Below are 21,274 nucleotides of genomic sequence, written 5' to 3'. Positions count from 1 at the left end.
CCCGTGCTTCGGTGTAGCATAGCGGCCACTATTCGTCCGTGCGGCTCAATTTGAGCATGCATTCTCTTTTGTGACAAAGGCTTATGAGGTGTTTTTATGAGCGAAGTCAAGCATTCCCGCCTGATTATCCTGGGCTCCGGGCCGGCCGGTTACAGCGCCGCCGTATACGCCGCTCGCGCCAATCTGAAGCCTGTCATCATCACCGGCATTCAGCCTGGCGGCCAGCTGACCACCACCACCGAGGTCGACAACTGGCCGGGTGACGTGGAAGGGCTGACTGGGCCGGGGCTGATGGAGCGCATGCAGAAACATGCCGAGCGCTTCGAAACCGAGATCATCTACGACCACATCCACACCGCCGAGTTGCAGAGCCGTCCGTTCACCCTCAAGGGCGACAGCGGCACCTACACCTGTGACGCGCTGATCATCGCCACCGGCGCTTCGGCCCAGTACCTGGGCCTGCCCTCCGAAGAAGCGTTCGCCGGCAAGGGCGTGTCCGCCTGCGCGACCTGCGACGGTTTCTTCTACCGCAACCAGGTGGTCGCCGTGATCGGCGGCGGCAACACCGCCGTGGAAGAAGCGCTGTACCTGTCCAACATCGCCAAGGAAGTGCACCTGGTGCACCGCCGCGACAAACTGCGCTCGGAGAAGATCCTGCAGGACAAGATCTTCGACAAGGTCGCCAACGGCAATATCAAGCTGCACTGGAACCACACCCTGGAAGAAGTGCTGGGCGACGCCACTGGCGTGACCGGCGCGCGCCTGCGCAGCACCCAGGATGGCACCACCCGCGACCTGCCGCTGGCCGGCGTGTTTATCGCCATTGGCCACAAGCCCAACACGGACCTGTTCCAGGGCCAGCTGGAAATGCGTGACGGCTACCTGCTGGTCAAGGGCGGCAGTGAAGGCAACGCCACCGCCACCAGCATCGAGGGCGTGTTCGCCGCCGGCGACGTGGCGGATCACGTCTATCGCCAGGCCATCACCTCGGCCGGTGCCGGCTGCATGGCCGCCCTGGACGTCGAGAAATTCCTCGACGACAACTGAGGCTCCGGGCGGGGTAACGCCCGCCCTCCCCCGCTGCGGTCTCGCCCATGCTTACCTGGTTGCAACGCGACTCCCTGACCTTTCCGCCGCTCGACAAGGCGCTGCGCGAACCCAACGGCCTCTTGGCCGCGGGCGGCGACCTGCGCGCCGAGCGGCTGATCGCCGCCTATCGGCATGGCTGCTTCCCCTGGTACCAGGATGGCCAGCCGCTGCTGTGGTGGTCACCGGATCCGCGCACCGTGCTGTTTCCCAGCGAGCTGCACGTGTCGCGCAGCCTGCGCAAGGTCCTCCGCCAGGGGCATTTTCAGGTGACCTTCGACCGCGCCTTCGCCGAGGTCATCCGCGCCTGCGCGGCGCCTCGCGACTACGCCGACGGCACCTGGATCACCACACCCATGCAGCAGGCCTATATCGACCTGCATGAGCGCGGCGTGGCTCACAGTGTGGAAGTCTGGCAGGACCAGCAACTGGTCGGCGGGCTGTATGGGCTGGCCATGGGCAGGCTGTTCTTTGGCGAATCGATGTTCAGCCGGGCCGACAATGCCTCCAAGGTCGGCTTCGTCAGCCTGGTCGAGCGACTCGAGGCGTGGCAGTTCGAGCTGATCGACTGCCAGATGCCGACCCAGCACCTGCACAGCCTCGGCGCCCGCGCCATCAGCCGCCAGGCGTTCGCCGATTACCTGGCGCGCTTTCTGGATCAGCCCAGCCCGGCCGACTGGCGCGCCGCTGGCGAACGGTGACAGGCGCCCTGGCCCGCAGCTCGGCGCTGGCATACACTGATTCGAGGCCATTCCTGGGAGTCGATCATGACTGAGCTGGCTCGCCTGAAGTTCTACGCCACGCAGCCACATCCCTGCAGCTATCTGCTCGAGGAACAGGCCACTACGCTGTTTCTCGATCCCAGCCAGCCGATGGACGTGGAGATGTACGCCGAGCTCTCCGAGCTGGGTTTCCGGCGTAGCGGCGATCACCTCTATCGCCCGCATTGTCAGCGCTGCACAGCCTGCGTGCCGGCGCGAATTCCGGCTGCCCGCTTCGCCCCCAATCGACAGCAGCGACGCATCCTAAAACGTAATGAATCACTTGAAGTAAAGCCGGTAAGCCCTTCATTCAACGAAGAATATTATCAACTGTATGCGCGCTATATCGAGCAGCGCCATGCCGACGGCGACATGTATCCACCAAGCCGTGAGCAGTTCTCGACCTTTCTGGTGCGTGACCTGCCCTTCTCCTGTTTCTTCGAGTTCCGCGAGCAGGGCCGGCTGCTCGCCATTGCCGTGACCGACGTGCTGCCCAACGGCCTGTCGGCGGTCTACACCTTCTACGACCCGGATGAGGAGCGGCGCAGCCTGGGTCGCTACGCGATCCTCTGGCAGATCGGCGAAGCGCTGCGCCTTGACCTGCACGCCGTATATCTTGGCTACTGGATCAAGAACTGCAGAAAGATGAACTACAAGACCCAGTACCGCCCCATCGAGCTGTTCGTCAATCAGCGCTGGGTCGCCCTGACCTGAAAGCGACGATTTTCCTGGCCTTTCGCTGCCGAAACAGAGGTAGCCCCTTGGCGTCAACCCTGGTTTTCAGGCACAATGCTTGCCGCTTTTGCCTGGGGCCAGTTGCGCCGGGCCATTCTCTGGATACCGAGGGCTTTACTGCATGTCGAAAGAAGACAGCTTCGAAATGGAAGGCACTGTCGTCGACACCCTGCCCAACACCATGTTTCGCGTGGAGTTGGAAAATGGGCACGTCGTTACCGCGCACATCTCCGGAAAGATGCGCAAGAATTACATCCGCATTCTGACGGGTGACAAGGTTCGCGTAGAGCTGACCCCGTACGACCTGAGCAAGGGTCGCATCACCTATCGCGCCCGCTAACGGAGCAGGAGCACGATTCACTGCTCTGCTCCCAGCGGCCAATAAAAAGCCCGGCACTCATGTCGGGCTTTTTATTGGCTTGTCGCCATAGGCAGTGCGGGGCGCGATAAGCACCCCGCCGTACCTCAGGCCATCTCCGCGGTGGTCTCGAACTCGAACGTCAGTTCGCCGTTTTCGAGATTCACATGCACCGTGCCGCCGTGCTCGGAGAGTTCGCCGAAGAGGATCTCCTCCGCCAGCGGTCGCTTGATGCGATCCTGGATAAGGCGCGCCATCGGCCGTGCGCCCATCTGAACGTCGTAACCCTGTTCGGCCAGCCAGTCACGCGCAGCGTTGCTGACCTCGAGCATGACGCGCTTGTCCTCGAGCTGCGCCTGCAGCTCGATGAGAAACTTGTCGACGATGCTCTTGATGGTGTCGTGACTGAGGCGACCAAACTGGATGATGGTATCCAGACGGTTGCGGAACTCCGGCGTGAAGCTCTTCTTGATCACTTCCATGGCGTCGGACGAGTGATCCTGGTAGCTGAAGCCGATCGACGCCCGCGAGGCGGTTTCCGCGCCGGCGTTGGTGGTCATGATCAGGATCACGTTACGGAAGTCCGCCTTGCGCCCGTTGTTGTCGGTCAGGGTGCCGTGGTCCATGACCTGCAACAGCAGGTTGAAGACTTCCGGGTGCGCCTTCTCGATCTCGTCGAGCAGCAGTACGCAATGGGGCTGCTTGGTGATCGCCTCGGTCAGCAGGCCGCCCTGGTCGAAGCCGACGTAGCCGGGTGGCGCGCCGATCAGGCGCGATACGGTGTGCCTCTCCATGTACTCGGACATGTCGAAGCGCACCAGTTCCACGCCCAGCGCCTTGGAGAGCTGGCGAGCCGCCTCGGTCTTGCCGACGCCGGTAGGGCCTGCGAACAGGAACGAGCCGACCGGCTTGTCCGGTGCTTTCAGGCCGGCGCGCGACAGCTTGATGGCGGTGGCCAGCGAGTCGATGGCGGCGTCCTGACCGAACACGGTCAGCTTCAGGTCGCGTTCCAGGTTGCGCAGCAGTTCCTTGTCGGAGCTGCTGACGTGCTTTGGCGGAATCCGTGCGATCTTGGCGACGATGTCCTCGACCTGGGGCACGTCGATACGCTTGACGCGCTTGTCCTCGGGCTGCAGGCGCTGGAAGGCGCCCGCCTCGTCGATCACGTCGATGGCCTTGTCGGGCATGTGACGGTCATTGATGTAGCGCGAGGCCAGCTCGGCGGCTGCGCGCAGCGCTTCGTCGCTGTACTCGATGTCGTGGTGCTGCTCGAAGCGCCCCTTGAGGCCCTTGAGGATGCCGATGGTGTCTTCCACCGATGGCTCCACCACATCGACTTTCTGGAAGCGACGCGCCAGGGCACGATCCTTCTCGAAGATGCCGCGGAATTCCTGGAAGGTGGTGGAGCCGATGCAGCGGATCTCACCGGACGACAGCGCCGGCTTGAGCAGGTTGGAGGCATCCATCACGCCACCCGAGGCCGCACCCGCACCGATAATGGTGTGGATCTCGTCGATGAACAGGATGGCCTGCGGGCGCTTGCGCAGCTCGGTGAGCAGCGCCTTGAGGCGCTTCTCGAAATCACCACGGTACTTGGTGCCGGCCAGCAGCGCACCGAGATCCAGGGAATAGACCACGCTGTCGGCCAGCAGGTCGGGCACCTGGTTGTCGACGATGCGCTTGGCCAGGCCTTCGGCGATGGCGGTCTTGCCGACGCCGGCTTCACCGACCAGCAGCGGGTTGTTCTTGCGCCGCCGGGCGAGGATCTGCGCGACGCGCTCGACTTCGTGCTCGCGGCCGACCAGTGGATCGATGCGCCCCTGGCGGGCCATCTCGTTCAGGTTGCTGGCGTAGGCGTCCAGTGGATTGCTCGAGGAAGAGGACTCGCCGCCCTCCTCGTCCTGCATTTCCGGGTCGGACTCAGGGGACGCGCCCTGCCCGGGCACCTTGGAGATGCCGTGGGCGATGAAGTTGACCACGTCGATACGGGCCACGCTCTGCTGCTTGAGCAGGAACACCGCCTGGCTTTCCTGCTCGCTGAAGATCGCCACCAGCACATTGGCCCCGGTGACTTCGCGCTTGCCGGAGCTCTGCACGTGGAATACCGCGCGCTGCAGCACACGCTGGAAGCCCAGCGTCGGCTGGGTTTCACGCTCTTCGTCATGCTGGGGGATCAGCGGCGTGGTGGAGTCGATGAATTCCTGCAGGTCACTGCGCAGCTTGTCCAGGCTGGCCCCACAGGCGCGCAGCACGCTGGCTGCCGCTTCGTTGTCCAGAAGAGCCAGCAGGAGGTGCTCCACGGTCATGAATTCATGACGCTTTGCGCGTGCCTCCTTGAAGGCAAGGTTGAGGGTGACTTCGAGCTCTCGATTTAACATAGCTTCACCTCATGCCCAAGCGGCCGGCGTTAACCGTCCTTCTCGATTTCACAGAGTAATGGATGCTGGCTTTCCCGCGCGTATTGATTGACCTGCGTGGCCTTGGTCTCGGCGATGTCGCGGGTATAGAGCCCGCACACGGCGCGACCTTCGGTATGCACGGTCAACATGATCCTGGTTGCCACCTCGCGATTGAGGTTGAAGAAGGTCTCAAGTATCTCGACCACGAAATCCATGGGGGTGTAGTCATCATTGAACAAGACCACCTTGTAGAGAGGAGGCGCCTGCAATGCCGGCTTGGACTCCTCGACGGCCAGGCCTGATGAGTCGTCCTCATGCGGTGCGGGTCGATCCTGATTGAATGTTAGTCGAATCTGGCTACTTGCATGCATGCTGGATAAAAGGTTCGTGGAGGTGAATGGAGCGGGCCGCAAAAATCAGACCCGTTTATCGTCGTTTCGTGCGATGCCTTGACTATCGGCAAAAGGGTGTTACAACCAAAGGATACCCCTACGGGGTGAAAGGGCTTGCGTTCACTGGGGAATTCCCGTGAACGCTGGATCTAATGTGGATGATACTCCAGCAGTGGGGTTCCTTGCAGAGGGATATCAGCATGCTAAGTGGTAAGGTCAAGTGGTTCAACAACGCCAAGGGCTACGGATTCATCCTCGCCGACGGCCGAGATGAGGACCTGTTCGCCCATTACTCGGCCATCCAGATGGATGGCTACAAAACCCTGAAGGCCGGCCAAGCCGTCAGTTTCGATATCATTCAAGGCCCCAAGGGTCTCCACGCCGTGAATATCAGTGCCGCTCAGGCCGTCCAGGATGCACCTGCTCCAGCAGCCAGCCCGGCACGGGCGTCCGCCGTTGGCGCCTGACCTTTCACCTGCTAGGCAACCGGCCCCCGTGGCCGGTTTTTTTTGCGGTTCAGCCGGCGCCTGAGGCAATCGAACGCCGGTTGGCGAAGGCTCCTGACGACGCAACGCGCATCTTCGCCACCGGCGCGAGCAACTTGCTACGTCGGTTTGATATACTCGGGCGCTGACTGAGTAGTCATAAGGGCGCCTATGCCTGGAGTACGGCTTCCAGCACCCGTCGTGCCGGTCTTGTCAGGCGATCCGTTACCGCCTCCAGCCAGTTGCGACACCCAACATCATCGGGATGGAACTTCGAATTCGCATCATTGATGCCGCGCTGTGGCCAGAAGCCACCTCACCCGGATCAGTGCCGCGCAAGTTCAGCAAAAAGAGAGTTAAATCAAATATGACCACACGCTCGAAGATCATTTACACCCTCACCGACGAAGCCCCAGCGCTCGCGACCTACTCCCTGCTCCCCATCGTCAAAGCCTTTACCGCCTCCTCCGATATCGCCGTCGAGACCCGCGACATTTCGCTGGCCGGCCGTATCCTGGCGCTGTTCCCCGAGTTTCTGACCGACGCTCAGAAACAGGGTGACCACCTCGCCGAACTGGGCGCCCTGGCCACCACGCCAGAAGCCAACATCATCAAGCTGCCGAACATCAGCGCCTCGGTGCCGCAGCTCAAAGCCGCGATCAAGGAACTGCAGAGCCAGGGCCATGCCCTGCCCGACTATCCGGATGCCGGTGACAGCGACGAAGCCCGCGACATCCGCAGCCGTTACGACAAGGTCAAGGGCAGTGCCGTGAACCCGGTTCTGCGCGAAGGCAACTCCGACCGCCGTGCGCCGCTGTCGGTCAAGAACTACGCCCGCAAGCACCCGCACAAGATGGGCGCCTGGGCTGCCGACTCCAAGTCCCACGTGGCGCACATGGAGAGCGGCGATTTCTACGGCAGCGAAAAAGCCGCCCTGATCGACGCCCAGGGCAGCGTGAAGATCGAGCTGATCGCCGCTGACGGCAGCACCACCGTGCTGAAAGAGAAGACCAGCGTACTGGCTGACGAAGTTCTCGATTGCTCGGTGATGAGCAAGCAGGCCCTGCGCAGCTTCATCGCCGCCCAGATCGAGGACGCCAAGAAACAGGGCGTGCTGTTCTCGGTGCACCTCAAGGCCACCATGATGAAGGTCTCCGATCCGATCATCTTTGGCCAGATCGTCGCCGAGTTCTACAAGCCAGCCTTGGAAAAGCACGCTGCTGCCCTGCAGGAAGCCGGCTTCAACCTGAACAACGGCATCGGCGACCTGTACGCCAGCATCAAGAAGCTGCCGGCCGACAAGCAGGCCGAGATCGAAGCCGACATCAACGCCGTCTACGCCGAGCGCCCGGCGCTTGCGATGGTCAACTCCGACAAGGGCATCACCAACCTGCACGTGCCGAGCGACGTGATCGTCGACGCCTCGATGCCGGCGATGATTCGTGACTCGGGCCGCATGTGGAACACCGCTGGTGAACTGCAGGACGCCAAGGCGGTGATCCCGGATCGCTGCTACGCCGGCATCTACCAGGCCGTGATCGAAGACTGCAAGGCCAATGGTGCCTTCAACCCGACCACCATGGGCAGCGTGCCGAACGTTGGCCTGATGGCGCAGAAAGCCGAAGAGTACGGCTCCCACGACAAGACCTTCCAGATCCACGCCAATGGCGTGGTGCGCGTCAGCGATGCCAGCGGCAAGGTGCTGATGGAGCAGAAGGTCGAGGAAGGTGACATCTTCCGCATGTGCCAGACCAAGGACGCGCCGATCCAGGACTGGGTCAAGCTGGCCGTCAACCGTGCCCGCCTGAGCAACACCCCGGCGGTGTTCTGGCTGGACCCGGCGCGCGCTCACGACGCCGAAATGATCAGGAAGGTCGAGAAGTACCTGAAGGAGCACGACACCAACGGCCTGGACATCCGCATCCTCGCCCCGGTCGACGCCATCAAGTTTTCCCTGGCGCGCATCCGCGAAGGCAAGGACACCATCTCGGTGACCGGCAACGTACTGCGCGACTACCTGACCGACCTGTTCCCGATCATGGAACTGGGCACCAGTGCCAAGATGCTGTCGATCGTGCCGCTGATGAACGGCGGCGGCCTGTTCGAAACCGGCGCTGGCGGCTCCGCGCCGAAGCACGTGCAGCAGTTGGTCGAAGAGAACTTCCTGCGCTGGGATTCCCTGGGTGAATTCCTGGCCCTGGCCGCTTCCCTGGAGCACTTGGGCAATACCTACGACAACCCCAAAGCCCTGGTGCTGAGCAAGACCCTGGACCAGGCTACCGGCCAGTTCCTCGACAACGACAAGTCGCCGGCGCGCAAGGTTGGCGGTATCGACAACCGCGGCAGCCATTTCTACCTGGCGCTGTACTGGGCACAAGCCCTGGCAGCCCAGAGCGAAGACGCCGCCCTGCAGGCGCAGTTCGCGCCGCTGGCCAAGACCCTGAGCGACAACGAAGCCAAGATCGTTGCCGAGCTGGGCGCGGTCCAGGGCAAGCCGGCGCAAATCGGTGGCTACTACGCACCGGACAAGGCGCTGACCGAAAAAGTCATGCGTCCGAGCGCGACCCTCAACGCGGCCCTGGCCTCCCTGGCTTGAGCGAAACGTTGATCTAGCGGCACCGACAACCCCGGCCTTGCGCCGGGGTTGTCGTTTTCAGTTCTCGATAAAGGAGTCAGCATGACCTGGCATGCACACGTTACCGTCGCCACCATCGTCGAGCACGAGGGGCGCTTTCTGTTCGTCGAGGAACTCAAGGGTGGGCGCCTGGTGCTCAATCAGCCCGCCGGCCATCTGGAACCCAGGGAAAGCCTGCCGCAGGCCGCCGTGCGCGAAACGCTCGAGGAAACCGGCTGCGACGTCGAACTGACCGGAGTTACCGGCATCTACCTGTACACCGCGCCGAGCAACGGCGTGACCTACCAGCGCATCTGCTTCGTCGCCGAGCTGCTGCAGCACCACCCCGAGCGCGAGCTGGACCGCGACATCAGCGGCATCCGCTGGCTCACCTACGACGAACTGCTGGCCGCGCGTGATCGCCTGCGCAGCGAACTGGTGCTGCGCTGCCTGGACGACTACCTGGCCGGCGCCCGCTTCCCCCTCGGCCTCATCCACGACCTGATGTGAATGCCGCCCATGCGCGCCAGACTGAAACCCGCCGCGCATCCTGTTAGAATCCCGTCCCTTTGAAGCCCGTATTGATCCCGACCATGCAAGATCCAGCCACCCAGCGCGTCATCGTCGGCATGTCCGGCGGTGTCGACTCCTCCGTCTCGGCCCTGCTGCTGCTCGAAGCCGGCTACCAGGTCGAAGGCCTGTTCATGAAGAACTGGGACGAAGACGACGGCACCGAATACTGCACCGCCATGGACGACCTGGCCGACGCCCAGGCCGTGTGCGACCGCATCGGCATCAAGCTGCACACCGCCAACTTCGCCGCCGAGTACTGGGACAACGTGTTCGAGCACTTCCTGGCCGAGTACAAGGCCGGCCGCACGCCCAACCCGGACATCCTCTGCAACCGTGAGATCAAGTTCAAGGCGTTCCTCGACTACGCCCTGATGCTCGGCGCCGACCTGATCGCCACCGGCCACTACGTGCGCCGCCGCGATGTCGACGGCCGCAGCGAACTGCTCAAGGGCCTGGATGCCAACAAGGACCAGAGCTACTTCCTGCACGCCGTGGGCGGCGAGCAGATCGCCAGGACCCTGTTCCCGGTCGGTGAACTGGAAAAGCCCGAGGTGCGGGCGATCGCCGAGAAATACGAGCTGGCCACCGCCAAGAAGAAGGATTCCACCGGCATCTGCTTCATTGGCGAGCGGCGTTTCAGCGATTTCCTCAAGCAGTACCTGCCGGCGCAGCCCGGCACCATCGAAACCACCGAGGGCGAGGTGATCGGCAAGCATCACGGCCTGATGTATCACACCATCGGTCAGCGCCAGGGCCTGGGTATCGGCGGCCTCAAGGATGCCGGTGACGAGCCCTGGTACGTGCTGCACAAGGACCTGGCCCGCAATGTGCTGGTGGTCGGCCAGGGCAACGAGCACCCGTGGCTGTTCTCCCGCGCCCTGCTCGCCTCGCAGATCTATTGGGTCAACCCGGTGGCGCTCGACGTGCCGCGGCAGCTGACCGCCAAGGTGCGCTACCGCCAGGCCGATCAGGCTTGCACCCTGGAGCGCACGGCCGAGGGTTATCGTGCCACCTTCGAGCAACCGCAACGCGCCGTCACGCCGGGCCAGTCCGTGGTGTTCTACGACGGCGATATCTGTCTCGGCGGCAGCGTGATCGAAAGCGCCGAGCCCTGGAGCGAGGGCGCCCCGCGATGAATCCCATTCAAGAACAGCTGATCGCTCTGGGCGCGGTATTTCAGGCCGCGGTAATGGTCGACAAGATCGCCAAGACCGGCCAGGCCGGCGAAAGCGAAGTGACCTGCCTGATCGGCAGCCTGCTGGTGCGCGATGCCAACGGCACCCTGGATGTCTATGGCGGCGATGACCTCAATCTGCGCGACGGCTATCGCGCTCTGGTCAGCGCTCTGGAGCGCGACCCCACCAGCCTGCAGCGCGAGCCATTGCGTTATGCCCTTGCCCTGCTCGGCCTGGAACGCCAACTCGACAAGCGCGGCGACCTGCTGCAGTTGATGGGCAATCGCCTGGATCAGATCCAGAGCCAGGCCGATCACTTCGGCATCGGCCACGAGAATGTCATTTCCTCGTGCGGCGCGCTTTACCAGGACACCATCAGCACCTTCAAGCAACGCATCCAGGTACAGGGCGACAGCCGCTTCCTGCAGCAACCGGCCAACGCCTCGAAGATTCGCGGCCTGCTGCTCGCCGGGATTCGCTCGGCGCGCCTCTGGCGCCAACTGGGCGGCCATCGCTGGCAGCTGGTATTCAGTCGCCGCAAGTTGCTGCGCGAGCTTTACCCGATGCTGCGTGGCTAAGGGCGGTCTTCAGGCTTCAGATTAGGTTTTCACCGCAACTAGATGGTTTAAAAGGTTTTTTAGTTTAAAGCGCCTGTCCATCAATCGCTTTTACCTGCAGCTTGCAGCCTGCAGCGAGCGCCGTCGTGTATGATATGCGCCCTTTTCAACGCCCGACTGTCCGAGAACGCCTCCCATGCAGCTTTCCTCGCTCACCGCGGTTTCGCCCGTAGACGGCCGCTATGCCGGCAAAACCAGCGCCCTGCGCCCCATTTTCAGCGAGTACGGCCTGATCCGTTTCCGCGTCCAGGTGGAAGTGCGCTGGCTGCAGCGCCTCGCCGCCCATCAAGGCATCAGCGAAGTGGCGCCCTTCTCCGCCGAAGCCAACGCCTTGCTCGATGAGCTGGCGGAAAATTTCGCCGTCGAGCACGCCGAGCGCGTCAAGGAAATCGAGCGCACCACCAACCACGACGTCAAGGCCGTGGAGTACCTGCTCAAGGAGCAGGCGGCGAAGCTGCCGGAACTGGACAAGGTCAGCGAGTTCATCCACTTCGCCTGCACCAGCGAGGACATCAACAACCTGTCCCACGCCCTGATGCTGCGCGAAGGCCGCGACAAGGTGCTGCTGCCGCTGATGCGCCAGATCGCTGCCGCCATCCGCGAGCTGGCGGTCAGGTTCGCCGACGTGCCGATGCTGTCGCGCACCCATGGCCAGCCGGCTTCGCCGACCACCCTGGGCAAGGAACTGGCCAACGTCGTCTACCGCCTCGAGCGACAGATCGTGCAGATCGCCGCCGTGCCGCTGCTGGGCAAGATCAACGGCGCCGTGGGCAACTACAATGCCCACCTGTCGGCCTACCCGCAGGTCGACTGGGAAGCCAACGCCCGCCAGTTCATCGAAGGTGACCTGGGCCTGCAGTGGAACCCCTACACCACGCAGATCGAGCCGCACGACTACATCGCCGAGCTGTTCGACGCCATCGCGCGCTTCAACACCATCCTCATCGACTTCGATCGCGACGTCTGGGGCTATATCTCCCTGGGCTACTTCAAGCAGAAGACCGTCGCTGGTGAAATCGGCTCCTCGACCATGCCGCACAAGGTCAACCCGATCGACTTCGAGAACTCCGAAGGCAACCTCGGTATCGCCAACGCGCTGTTCCAGCACCTGGCCAGCAAGCTGCCGATCTCGCGCTGGCAGCGTGACCTGACCGACTCCACCGTACTGCGCAACCTCGGTGTCGGCTTCGCCCACAGCGTGATCGCCTATGAAGCAAGCCTCAAGGGAATCAGTAAGTTGGAGCTCAATGCTCAGCGTATTGCTGAAGATCTGGACGCCTGCTGGGAAGTGCTCGCCGAACCGATCCAGACCGTCATGCGTCGCTATGCCATCGAGAACCCCTACGAGAAGCTCAAGGAGCTGACCCGTGGCAAGGGCATCACGCCCGAGGCGCTGCTGGCCTTCATCGACACGCTGGACATGCCCGCTGCGGCCAAGGAAGAGCTCAAGCAGCTCACGCCGGCCAACTACATCGGCAATGCCGTGGCGCAGGCCAAACGCATCTAAACGGCCTTCGGCCCCAAGGACGCCCGGCTGAAGCCGGGCGTTTCTTTTTATACGCTTCAATAAATATCAAGGACTTACAGATGAATCCTGATGCTCCTCTTCAGCTATTGGGTGGCCTGAGCGCACGCGAGTTCCTGCGCGACTACTGGCAGAAGAAGCCCTTGCTGGTGCGCCAGGCCATCGCCGACTTCGAGAGTCCGATTTCTCCCGACGAGCTGGCCGGCCTGGCCCTCGAGGAAGAAGTCGAGTCGCGCCTGGTGCTCGAGCACGGCGAGACGCCCTGGGAAGTTCGCCGCGGCCCCTTCGCCGAGGATGCCTTCGCCGAGCTGCCGGAACGTGACTGGACCCTGCTGGTGCAGGCCGTCGACCAGTTCGTGCCCGACGTCGCCGAGCTGCTGGAGCAGTTCAAGTTCCTGCCCAAGTGGCGCATCGACGACGTGATGATCAGCTTCGCCACACCGGGTGGCGGTGTTGGCCCGCACTTCGACAACTACGACGTGTTTCTGCTGCAGGCCCATGGCCGCCGCCGCTGGCAGATCGGCCAGATGTGCGACGCCCAGAGCCCGCTGCTGCCGGATCTGGACATGAAGATCCTGGCTCAATTCGATCAAACTGAAGAATGGGTGCTCGAGCCCGGCGATATGCTCTATCTGCCGCCGCTCCTGGCCCACTGTGGTACCGCCGAGGACGATTGCATGACTTATTCCGTGGGTTTCCGCGCACCCAGCGCGGCCGAAGTACTGACCCATTTCACTGATTTCCTTGGCCAGTTCCTGCCGGACGAAACGCGCTACAGCGACGCCGGCACCGCGCCGGCCAGCGACCCCAACGAGATCCAGCGCGATGCCCTGGAGCGCCTCAAGGCGCTGCTCGCCGAGCACATGAGCGACGAGCGCCTGCTGATGACCTGGTTCGGCCAGTTCATGACCGAGCCCAAGTACCCGGAACTGATCGCCGGCATCGAGATCGACGAGGACGGCTTCCTCGATCAGCTCGAGGATGGCGCCATCCTGGTCCGCAACCCCAGCGCGCGCCTGGCCTGGTCGGAAGTCGGCGATGGCCTGGTGCTGTTCGCCAGCGGCCAGAGCCGCCTGGTGTCCGCCAGCCTGCGCGAGCTGCTCAAGCTGATCTGCTCGGCCGACGCCCTGCACCTGGAAAACCTGGGCCCATGGCTGGGCAACGACGAGGCCCGCGAGCTGGTGCTCGAACTGGCCAAGCAGGGAAGCCTGGAGTTTGCTGCCGATGAATGACCTGCACGTACGCATCGCCGACTGGCACAGGGATTACGAGGAGCTGCGTCGCATCCGCGAAACGGTTTTCGTGGCTGAACAGGCCGTGCCGCCTGAACTGGAATGGGACGCCGAAGACAGTGATGCCGTGCATTTTCTCGCCTGCGAAGGCGACTACCCGATCGGTACGGCACGCCTGCTCGCCGACGGCCAGATCGGCCGGGTGTCGGTGCTCAAGGACTGGCGCGGCTTGAAAGTCGGCGAAGCACTGCTGTTGGCGGTGATCGCCGAGGCGGAAAAACGTGGCCTGAGCCAGCAAATGCTCAGCGCCCAGGTGCAGGCGACGCCGTTCTATGAAAAGCTGGGCTTCACTGTAGTGAGCGAGGAATACCTGGAAGCCGGTATCCCTCACGTCGACATGGTGCGCAGCAGCAGCTGATGTCAGCTGTGGCACGCACCGGTGCCACAGAGGTCAGCATGAACGACGAACACACGCCCGCCGATCTCGAGCCCATCGAGTTCGAATCGCCTGGGCGTTTTACCCTGCACAACCCGGACAACCCCCTGCCGCAACCGGCCGCCTGGGAACCGGCGCCCTTCGCACTCGGCAGCGAGCAGGCCCTGCAGCGCTTCAGCCTGCCCGATCAGGCCCGTAGCCACGCCCTGGCGATGATGCAGCAGGCCAGGCGCACCCTGTGCCTCTACAGCCCCGATCTCGACCCCTGGCTTTACCATCACGGCAGCGTCTACAAGGCCTGCAGCGATTTCCTGCTGCGCCATCGTCACAGCAGCCTGCGTATTCTGGTGTGCGACAGCAGTCGGGCGGTCCGTGACGGGCATCGGCTCATCGCGCTGTCGCGCAAACGGCCCAGTCACCTGCATATTCGCCGCTGTCACCCGGATTATCCGGCGCCCGACGGCGCCTTCCTACTCGCTGACGATCAGGGCCTGTTGATGCGCCCGGAAACCGACCAGTTCGCCGGTTACGCCAAGTACCAGGATCCGGCCCGCGTCCGCCAGTTGCAGCACCAGTTCGACCAGACCTGGGACACCAGCATTCTCGACCCTGATTTGCGGAGCTTCTTGCTATGACGAACGCCATGACACGATGCGTGATGGGTGCCGCCTTGCTCGCCTTCAGCCTCCTGGCCAGCGCGGCGACCGAAGTCATCCCGCTCAACTTCCGCACCGCAGACGAGCTGCTGCCCGTGGTGCAATCGGCGCTCGGTAACGACGGGCGGGTGAGCGCCTATGGCAACCAACTGATCGTCAATGCGCCACCGGCGAAGATCGAGGAGGTGCGCGCCCTGCTCGGCCAGCTCGACACCCAGCCGCGACGCCTGCTGATCAGCGTCGACACCAGTGAATCGACCTACCGCGACGACCGCGGCTACGGCGTGGACGGCAGCATCAGTGCCGGCAATGGCCGCGTGGAGATCGGCCGTGGCGAAGTGGCCGGTCGTGACCAGGCGCGCATCATTCGCCGCAGTACCGACAGCCGCGGCGGCGGCACCCAGCAGGTGCAGACCAGCGAGGGTTACCCGGCGCTGATCCAGGTCGGCCAGAGCGTACCGGTGACCACCAGCAGCCGCGGTCCTTACGGCCAGGTGTACAACAACACCGAGTACCGCAACGTCACCCAGGGCTTCTACGTCACCGCCAGCCTGGCCGGCGAGATCGTGCACCTGGACATCAGCAGCAACCGTGACCGGGTCAGCCAGCAGCAGCCCGGCGTGATCGACATCCAGCAAGCCGACACCCGGGTCAGCGGTCGGCTCGGCGAGTGGATCACCATCGGCGGCAGCAGCGAGCAGAGCCAGGCCGACCGCAGTGGCATCCTGCGCCGCTACTCGACCGAAGGGCGCGACGACATGAGCATGCGCGTGAAGGTCGAGGTGATCGACTGAAAGCCCCGTAAAACGTGACCATATGGTCGATCTAAGACTTATGTAGTACTCCTTAAAAAACACTACAAAAACGATTGACGAACATTTTCGTCGGTCGCATGATGGCCTCGCTCCCGCTAATCAGGGGTTCCGGAAACGGAGCCTCCGAATCGTTCCCGCTTACCGCAGGGATCGATTCGTGTTGTTAAGCCCACAAGGCAGTTCGACGAGATGGCGACTGGAACGAGGTTGTCCTGAGGGACGGGGAAGCGTTTCACGTATCGAGTTGCACGGTGCCAAGGGCGTCCACGGGCCTGCACGCACCACCGCTCGCCTACCCGGCAGCGAGCACACGATACGCTTCGTCCATCCCGCCACAAGCCCTCCTCCTTCCGGTTTCCCCTCAACGTCTGCGGTGAGCTCGCGCCGTGCCCTGCGCCTGTGCGCACGCTCGGTGTTCGCCCCAACACATACTTGAAGGATTGACCATGTCAGCTTACGAAAACGACATCAAAGCCGTTACCGCCCTGAAAGAAGCCGCTGGCAGCAGCTGGAGCGCTATCAACCCGGAATCCGTCGCTCGTATGCGCGCCCAGAACCGCTTCAGGACCGGCCTGGATGTAGCCAGGTACACCGCGGCCATCATGCGCAAGGACATGGCCGAGTACGACGCCGACTCTTCTGTCTACACCCAGTCGCTGGGCTGCTGGCATGGTTTCATCGGCCAGCAGAAACTGATTTCCATCAAGAAGCACCTGAAGACCACCAACAAGCGCTACCTGTACCTGTCCGGTTGGATGATCGCCGCGCTGCGTTCCGACTTCGGCCCCCTGCCGGACCAGTCGATGCACGAGAAGACCGCGGTCGCCGCACTGATCGAAGAGCTGTACACCTTCCTGCGCCAGGCCGATGCCCGCGAGCTGGACCTGCTGTTCAGCGCCCTAGACGCGGCCCGCGAGTCGGGCGATCGCGCCAAGCAGAGCGAAATCCAGGCGCAGATCGACAATTTCGAAACCCACGTGGTGCCGATCATTGCCGACATCGACGCGGGCTTCGGCAACCCCGAGGCCACCTACCTGCTGGCCAAGAAGATGATCGAAGCCGGCGCCTGCTGCATTCAGATCGAGAACCAGGTCTCCGACGAGAAGCAATGCGGCCACCAGGACGGCAAGGTCACCGTGCCCCATGCCGACTTCCTCGCCAAGATCAACGCGGTGCGCTACGCCTTTCTCGAACTGGGTGTGGACGATGGCGTGATCGTCGCCCGTACCGACTCCCTGGGCGCCGGCCTGACCAAGCAGATCGCCGTGACCAGCGAGCCGGGCGACCTGGGCGACCAGTACAACTCCTTCCTGGATTGTGAGGAAATCAGCCCGGCCGAACTGAACAATGGCGACGTGGTGATCAACCGCGAAGGCAAGCTGCTGCGACCCAAGCGCCTGGCCTCCAACCTGTTCCAGTTCCGCAAGGGCACTGGCGAGGATCGCTGCGTGCTGGACAGCATCACCTCGCTGCAGAACGGCGCGGACATGATCTGGATCGAAACCGAGAAGCCCCATGTCGGCCAGATCAAGGCCATGGTCGATCGTGTTCGCGAAGTGATCCCCAACGCCAAGCTGGTCTACAACAACAGCCCGTCGTTCAACTGGACCCTGAGCTTCCGCCAGCAGGTGTTCGATGCGTTCCAGGCCGAGGGCAAGGACGTGTCGGCCTACGACCGCGCCAAGTTGATGAGCGCCGAGTACGACGAAACCGAACTGGCCCAGGTCGCCGACGAGAAGATCCGCACCTTCCAGCGCGACGGCTCGGCCCATGCCGGCATCTTCCATCACCTGATCACGCTGCCGACCTACCACACCGCTGCGCTGTCCACCGACAACCTGGCCAAGGGCTACTTCGCCGACCAGGGCATGCTCGCCTACGTCAAGGGCGTGCAGCGCCAGGAAATCCGTCAGGGCATCGCCTGCGTCAAGCACCAGAACATGGCGGGCTCGGACATCGGCGACAACCACAAGGAGTACTTCGCCGGTGAGGCGGCCCTGAAGGCCGGCGGCAAGGACAACACCATGAATCAGTTTCATTGAGAATCACGCGTCGCCCGGCGCAACTTCGAGCCCTGGCCCCGGCAGCGATGCCGGGGCTTTTTATTGCAAGTAAGAAGTACTGGCTCACTGCTGCGCTTATTACGAGCAGAGCCATCGAGGTGCGGCAAGAGAATAAATTCTCAAATGATATATATTCTTATTGAAGCGACTTTATTTTTGCACTACATGCAACTTGCGCGCATCCGCGAAGTTTCCGCCTTGTTTTTATAGCACCTTGATTTGCGTGGCTTTCTGGATACTGGCTGATTGCAGGCATGCGACGTTTTATTATTTTTTTGTGCGGAAAAATTTACTTACACCCAATACAGGCATAACATTATGCGAATTGATTCAAGGCACTTAATGCCTTGCCATAATTTTAAATCGTGCGTTAAGCCGTTCCTTGCCTGAGGAGCCCCGGCATGCTGGAAGCAAGCAGTTCCCTGTCCCACAACTGGGCGTTGGCCGTTTTTCTGCTGGGCGTCGTTGGCCTCTGTGCCTTCATGATGGGTGTCTCCAGCCTGCTGGGCAGCAAAGCCTGGGGGCGCAGCAAGAACGAGCCCTTCGAATCGGGCATGCTTCCCACCGGCAGCGCACGCCTGCGCCTGTCCGCCAAATTCTATCTGGTCGCGATGCTCTTCGTGATCTTCGACGTCGAAGCCCTCTTTCTCTTCGCCTGGGCCGTCTCCGTTCGCGAAAGCGGCTGGGCCGGCTTTATCGAAGCAGCCATTTTCATAAACATTCTGTTGGCAGGTCTTGTCTACCTTTGGCGTATCGGTGCGCTGGATTGGGCACCCGAGAGTCGTAAGGCTCGGCAGGCGAAGCTGAAACAATGAGGCTTTGGCGATGCAATACAAACTCACTCGGATCGATCCGGATGCTCCCAACGAGCAATACCCGATCGGCAAGCGGGAGGTCGTTACCGACCAACAGCTAGAAGATGAAGTGCACAAGAACATCTACATGGGGAAACTCTCGGATGTTCTCAGCGGCGCGGTGAATTGGGGTCGCAAGAACTCCCTGTGGCCGTACAACTTCGGGCTGTCCTGCTGCTACGTGGAAATGACCACCGCCTTCACCGCGCCGCACGACGTCGCGCGCTTCGGTGCCGAGGTGATCCGAGCCTCCCCGCGCCAGGCCGACTTCATGGTCATCGCCGGCACCTGTTTCATCAAGATGGCGCCGGTCATCCAGCGTCTCTATGAACAGATGCTCGAACCCAAGTGGGTCATTTCCATGGGCTCGTGCGCCAATTCCGGCGGCATGTACGACATCTACTCGGTCGTTCAGGGGGTCGACAAGTTCCTTCCCGTCGACGTCTACATTCCCGGTTGCCCGCCCCGTCCCGAGGCGTTCCTGCAAGGCCTGATGCTGCTGCAGGAATCCATCGGTCAGGAGCGCCGCCCGCTGTCCTGGGTCGTTGGCGATCAAGGCGTTTACCGCGCCGAGATGCCTTCCCAGAAAGAACAGCGCCGCGAGCAGCGTATTGCGGTTACCAACCTGCGTTCCCCTGACGAAGTCTGAGTCCTGCTTACTTATTAACTGGGCTCACTCTCACCGTTGACCGATAGCGATCGAGACCATGACTGCAGACACCCTCGTGTCCATTGCGCCGTACAAGGCGGACGACCAAGACGTCGTCGTTGAGCTTCAATCCCGTTTTGGCGCCGACAGCTTCACGCTGCAGGCCACCCGCACCGGCATGCCGGTGATCTGGGTCGGCCGCGACAAGCTCGTCGAGGTCCTGCGCTTCCTGCGCCAGACCACCCGCCCCTACGTCATGCTGTATGACCTGCACGGCGTCGACGAACGCCTGCGCACCCAGCGTCGCGGGCTGCCGGACGCCGACTTCACGGTGTTCTATCACCTCATGTCGCTGGAGCGTAACAGCGACGTGATGATCAAGGTGGCCCTGCGCGAAGGCGACCTCAACCTGCCTTCCGTGACCGCTATCTGGCCGAACGCCAACTGGTACGAGCGCGAAGTCTGGGACCTGTACGGCATCCACTTCACCGGGCACCCGCACCTGACCCGCATCATGATGCCGCCGACCTGGGAAGGTCACCCGCTGCGCAAGGACTACCCGGCGCGCGCCACTGAATTCGATCCGTTCAGCCTGACCCTGGCCAAGCAGCAGCTCGAGGAAGAAGCCGCGCGCTTCAATCCCGAAGACTGGGGCATGAAACGCCACAGCGAGAACGAGGACTACATGTTCCTCAACCTCGGCCCCAACCACCCGTCCGCCCACGGTGCCTTCCGCATCATCCTGCAGCTCGACGGCGAAGAGATCGTCGATTGCGTGCCGGAAATCGGTTACCACCACCGTGGCGCCGAGAAGATGGCCGAGCGCCAGAGCTGGCACAGCTTCATTCCCTACACCGACCGTATCGACTACCTGGGCGGGGTGATGAACAACCTGCCCTACGTGCTCTCGGTCGAGAAGCTCGCCGGCATCCAGGTGCCGCAGAAGGTCGACACCATCCGCATCATGATGGCCGAGTTCTTCCGCATCACCAGCCACCTGCTGTTCCTGGGCACCTACATCCAGGACGTTGGTGCCATGACCCCGGTGTTCTTTACCTTCACCGACCGCCAGCGCGCCTACAAGGTGATCGAAGCCATCACCGGTTTCCGCCTGCACCCGGCCTGGTACCGCATCGGTGGCGTCGCCCACGACCTGCCGCGCGGCTGGGACAAGCTGGTCAAGGAATTCGTCGACTGGCTGCCCAAGCGTCTCGACGAGTACGAAAAGGCCGCGCTGAAGAACAGCATCCTCAAGGCCCGTACCATCGGCGTGGCCCAGTACAACACCAAGGAAGCCCTGGAATGGGGCACCACCGGTGCCGGCCTGCGCGCCACCGGGTGCGACTTCGACCTGCGCAAGGCGCGCCCCTACTCGGGCTACGAGAACTTCGAGTTCGAGGTGCCGCTGGCCGCCAACGGCGATGCCTACGACCGCTGCATGGTGCGCGTCGAGGAGATGCGGCAGAGCATCCGGATCATCGACCAGTGCCTGCGCAACATGCCGGAAGGCCCGTACAAGGCGGATCACCCGCTGACCACGCCGCCGCCGAAAGAGCGCACGCTGCAGCACATCGAAACCCTGATCACCCACTTCCTGCAGGTTTCCTGGGGCCCGGTCATGCCGGCCAACGAAAGCTTCCAGATGATCGAAGCGACCAAGGGTATCAACAGCTACTACCTGACCAGCGACGGCAGCACCATGAGCTACCGCACGCGCATCCGCACGCCGAGCTTCCCGCACCTGCAGCAGATCCCTTCGGTAATCCGCGGCAGCATGGTCGCCGACCTTATCGCGTACCTGGGCAGTATCGACTTCGTCATGGCCGACGTGGATCGCTGAGGAGAACAC

Annotated in this window: 20 protein-coding genes; 18 read left to right on the top strand and 2 right to left on the bottom strand. The window is 62.6% G+C overall.

The genetic code is table 11. From position 1 onward, the window contains the following. Window positions 1-96 precede the first annotated feature (96 nt). The 4 genes from trxB (at window position 97) to infA (ending at window position 2,922) form a co-directional block, all read left to right on the top strand. A complete protein-coding gene (gene trxB / locus K8U54_RS23935) occupies window positions 97-1,047 on the top strand; it encodes a thioredoxin-disulfide reductase (RefSeq protein ID WP_249908129.1) in 951 nt (316 codons plus the stop codon). A 47-nt stretch (window positions 1,048-1,094) separates the two neighbouring features. Then, window positions 1,095-1,787, top strand: a complete 693-nt coding sequence (aat, locus tag K8U54_RS23930; protein ID WP_249908128.1) for a leucyl/phenylalanyl-tRNA--protein transferase — start codon at window positions 1,095-1,097, stop codon at window positions 1,785-1,787. Between the two features lie 66 nt (window positions 1,788-1,853). Then, entirely contained in the window at window positions 1,854-2,561 is a 708-nt protein-coding gene (locus K8U54_RS23925; RefSeq protein WP_249908127.1) for an arginyltransferase, read from the top strand. A 142-nt stretch (window positions 2,562-2,703) separates the two neighbouring features. Continuing rightward, the gene (gene infA / locus K8U54_RS23920) at window positions 2,704-2,922 is read left to right on the top strand and encodes a translation initiation factor IF-1 (RefSeq protein WP_002553999.1); all 219 of its coding nucleotides are present in this window, start codon (window positions 2,704-2,706) and stop codon (window positions 2,920-2,922) included. 125 nt (window positions 2,923-3,047) lie between these two features. Here infA and clpA read toward each other — a convergent pair whose 3' ends face one another. Together clpA and clpS are read right to left on the bottom strand one after the other, a co-directional pair. Beyond that, on the bottom strand, window positions 3,048-5,318 hold the full coding sequence (gene clpA / locus K8U54_RS23915; RefSeq protein WP_249908126.1) for an ATP-dependent Clp protease ATP-binding subunit ClpA: 2,271 nt from the start codon (window positions 5,316-5,318) through the stop codon (window positions 3,048-3,050). A gap of 29 nt (window positions 5,319-5,347) precedes the next feature. After that, window positions 5,348-5,710 (bottom strand): ATP-dependent Clp protease adapter ClpS, encoded by a 363-nt coding sequence (clpS, locus tag K8U54_RS23910; RefSeq protein WP_075930296.1) that lies wholly within the window; start codon window positions 5,708-5,710, stop codon window positions 5,348-5,350. Window positions 5,711-5,931: 221 nt separating this feature from the next. Between clpS and cspD the strand changes: the two genes are divergently transcribed. The 14 genes from cspD (at window position 5,932) to nuoC (ending at window position 21,265) form a co-directional block, all read left to right on the top strand. Continuing rightward, a complete protein-coding gene (gene cspD / locus K8U54_RS23905; protein WP_249908125.1) occupies window positions 5,932-6,198 on the top strand; it encodes a cold shock domain-containing protein CspD in 267 nt (88 codons plus the stop codon). Between the two features lie 385 nt (window positions 6,199-6,583). Then, window positions 6,584-8,812, top strand: a complete 2,229-nt coding sequence (locus K8U54_RS23900; protein ID WP_249908124.1) for an NADP-dependent isocitrate dehydrogenase — start codon at window positions 6,584-6,586, stop codon at window positions 8,810-8,812. 81 nt (window positions 8,813-8,893) lie between these two features. Continuing rightward, window positions 8,894-9,340, top strand: a complete 447-nt coding sequence (locus K8U54_RS23895) for an NUDIX hydrolase (protein WP_249908123.1) — start codon at window positions 8,894-8,896, stop codon at window positions 9,338-9,340. 83 nt (window positions 9,341-9,423) lie between these two features. Then, entirely contained in the window at window positions 9,424-10,539 is a 1,116-nt protein-coding gene (mnmA, locus tag K8U54_RS23890; protein ID WP_249908122.1) for a tRNA 2-thiouridine(34) synthase MnmA, read from the top strand. After that, the gene (gene hflD, locus K8U54_RS23885; protein WP_192290935.1) at window positions 10,536-11,156 is read left to right on the top strand and encodes a high frequency lysogenization protein HflD; all 621 of its coding nucleotides are present in this window, start codon (window positions 10,536-10,538) and stop codon (window positions 11,154-11,156) included. The genes mnmA and hflD overlap by 4 nt, the downstream gene beginning before the upstream one ends. 175 nt (window positions 11,157-11,331) lie before the next feature. Then, window positions 11,332-12,702 carry an adenylosuccinate lyase gene (gene purB / locus K8U54_RS23880; RefSeq protein ID WP_249908121.1) on the top strand — a complete coding sequence of 457 codons (1,371 nt, stop codon included), beginning with the start codon at window positions 11,332-11,334 and terminating at the stop codon, window positions 12,700-12,702. Window positions 12,703-12,782: 80 nt separating this feature from the next. After that, the gene (locus K8U54_RS23875; protein WP_249908120.1) at window positions 12,783-13,952 is read left to right on the top strand and encodes a cupin domain-containing protein; all 1,170 of its coding nucleotides are present in this window, start codon (window positions 12,783-12,785) and stop codon (window positions 13,950-13,952) included. Continuing rightward, window positions 13,945-14,370 (top strand): GNAT family N-acetyltransferase, encoded by a 426-nt coding sequence (locus tag K8U54_RS23870; protein WP_249908119.1) that lies wholly within the window; start codon window positions 13,945-13,947, stop codon window positions 14,368-14,370. Before K8U54_RS23875 ends, K8U54_RS23870 begins: the two co-directional genes overlap by 8 nt. A gap of 38 nt (window positions 14,371-14,408) precedes the next feature. Beyond that, on the top strand, window positions 14,409-15,023 hold the full coding sequence (locus K8U54_RS23865; RefSeq protein ID WP_249908118.1) for a histone acetyltransferase HPA2: 615 nt from the start codon (window positions 14,409-14,411) through the stop codon (window positions 15,021-15,023). A gap of 8 nt (window positions 15,024-15,031) precedes the next feature. Beyond that, window positions 15,032-15,838: a secretin N-terminal domain-containing protein gene (locus K8U54_RS23860; RefSeq protein WP_249908117.1), complete on the top strand. Its 807-nt coding sequence runs from the start codon at window positions 15,032-15,034 to the stop codon at window positions 15,836-15,838. Window positions 15,839-16,305: 467 nt separating this feature from the next. Beyond that, on the top strand, window positions 16,306-17,901 hold the full coding sequence (locus K8U54_RS23855; RefSeq protein WP_249908116.1) for an isocitrate lyase: 1,596 nt from the start codon (window positions 16,306-16,308) through the stop codon (window positions 17,899-17,901). Window positions 17,902-18,323: 422 nt separating this feature from the next. Further along, window positions 18,324-18,737: an NADH-quinone oxidoreductase subunit A gene (locus K8U54_RS23850; RefSeq protein WP_070887418.1), complete on the top strand. Its 414-nt coding sequence runs from the start codon at window positions 18,324-18,326 to the stop codon at window positions 18,735-18,737. A gap of 10 nt (window positions 18,738-18,747) precedes the next feature. After that, entirely contained in the window at window positions 18,748-19,425 is a 678-nt protein-coding gene (locus tag K8U54_RS23845) for a NuoB/complex I 20 kDa subunit family protein (protein WP_013791410.1), read from the top strand. A 58-nt stretch (window positions 19,426-19,483) separates the two neighbouring features. Then, window positions 19,484-21,265, top strand: coding sequence for an NADH-quinone oxidoreductase subunit C/D (nuoC, locus tag K8U54_RS23840; protein ID WP_249908115.1), 1,782 nt, complete (start codon window positions 19,484-19,486; stop codon window positions 21,263-21,265). The last annotated feature ends 9 nt before the right edge of the window (window positions 21,266-21,274 follow it).

The sequence above is a fragment of the Pseudomonas fulva genome (genome assembly GCF_023517795.1).
Lineage (GTDB): Bacteria > Pseudomonadota > Gammaproteobacteria > Pseudomonadales > Pseudomonadaceae > Aquipseudomonas > Aquipseudomonas fulva_D.
The sequence above is the reverse complement of the archived record's forward strand: the minus strand, read 5'-3'. Positions and strand labels throughout refer to the sequence as shown.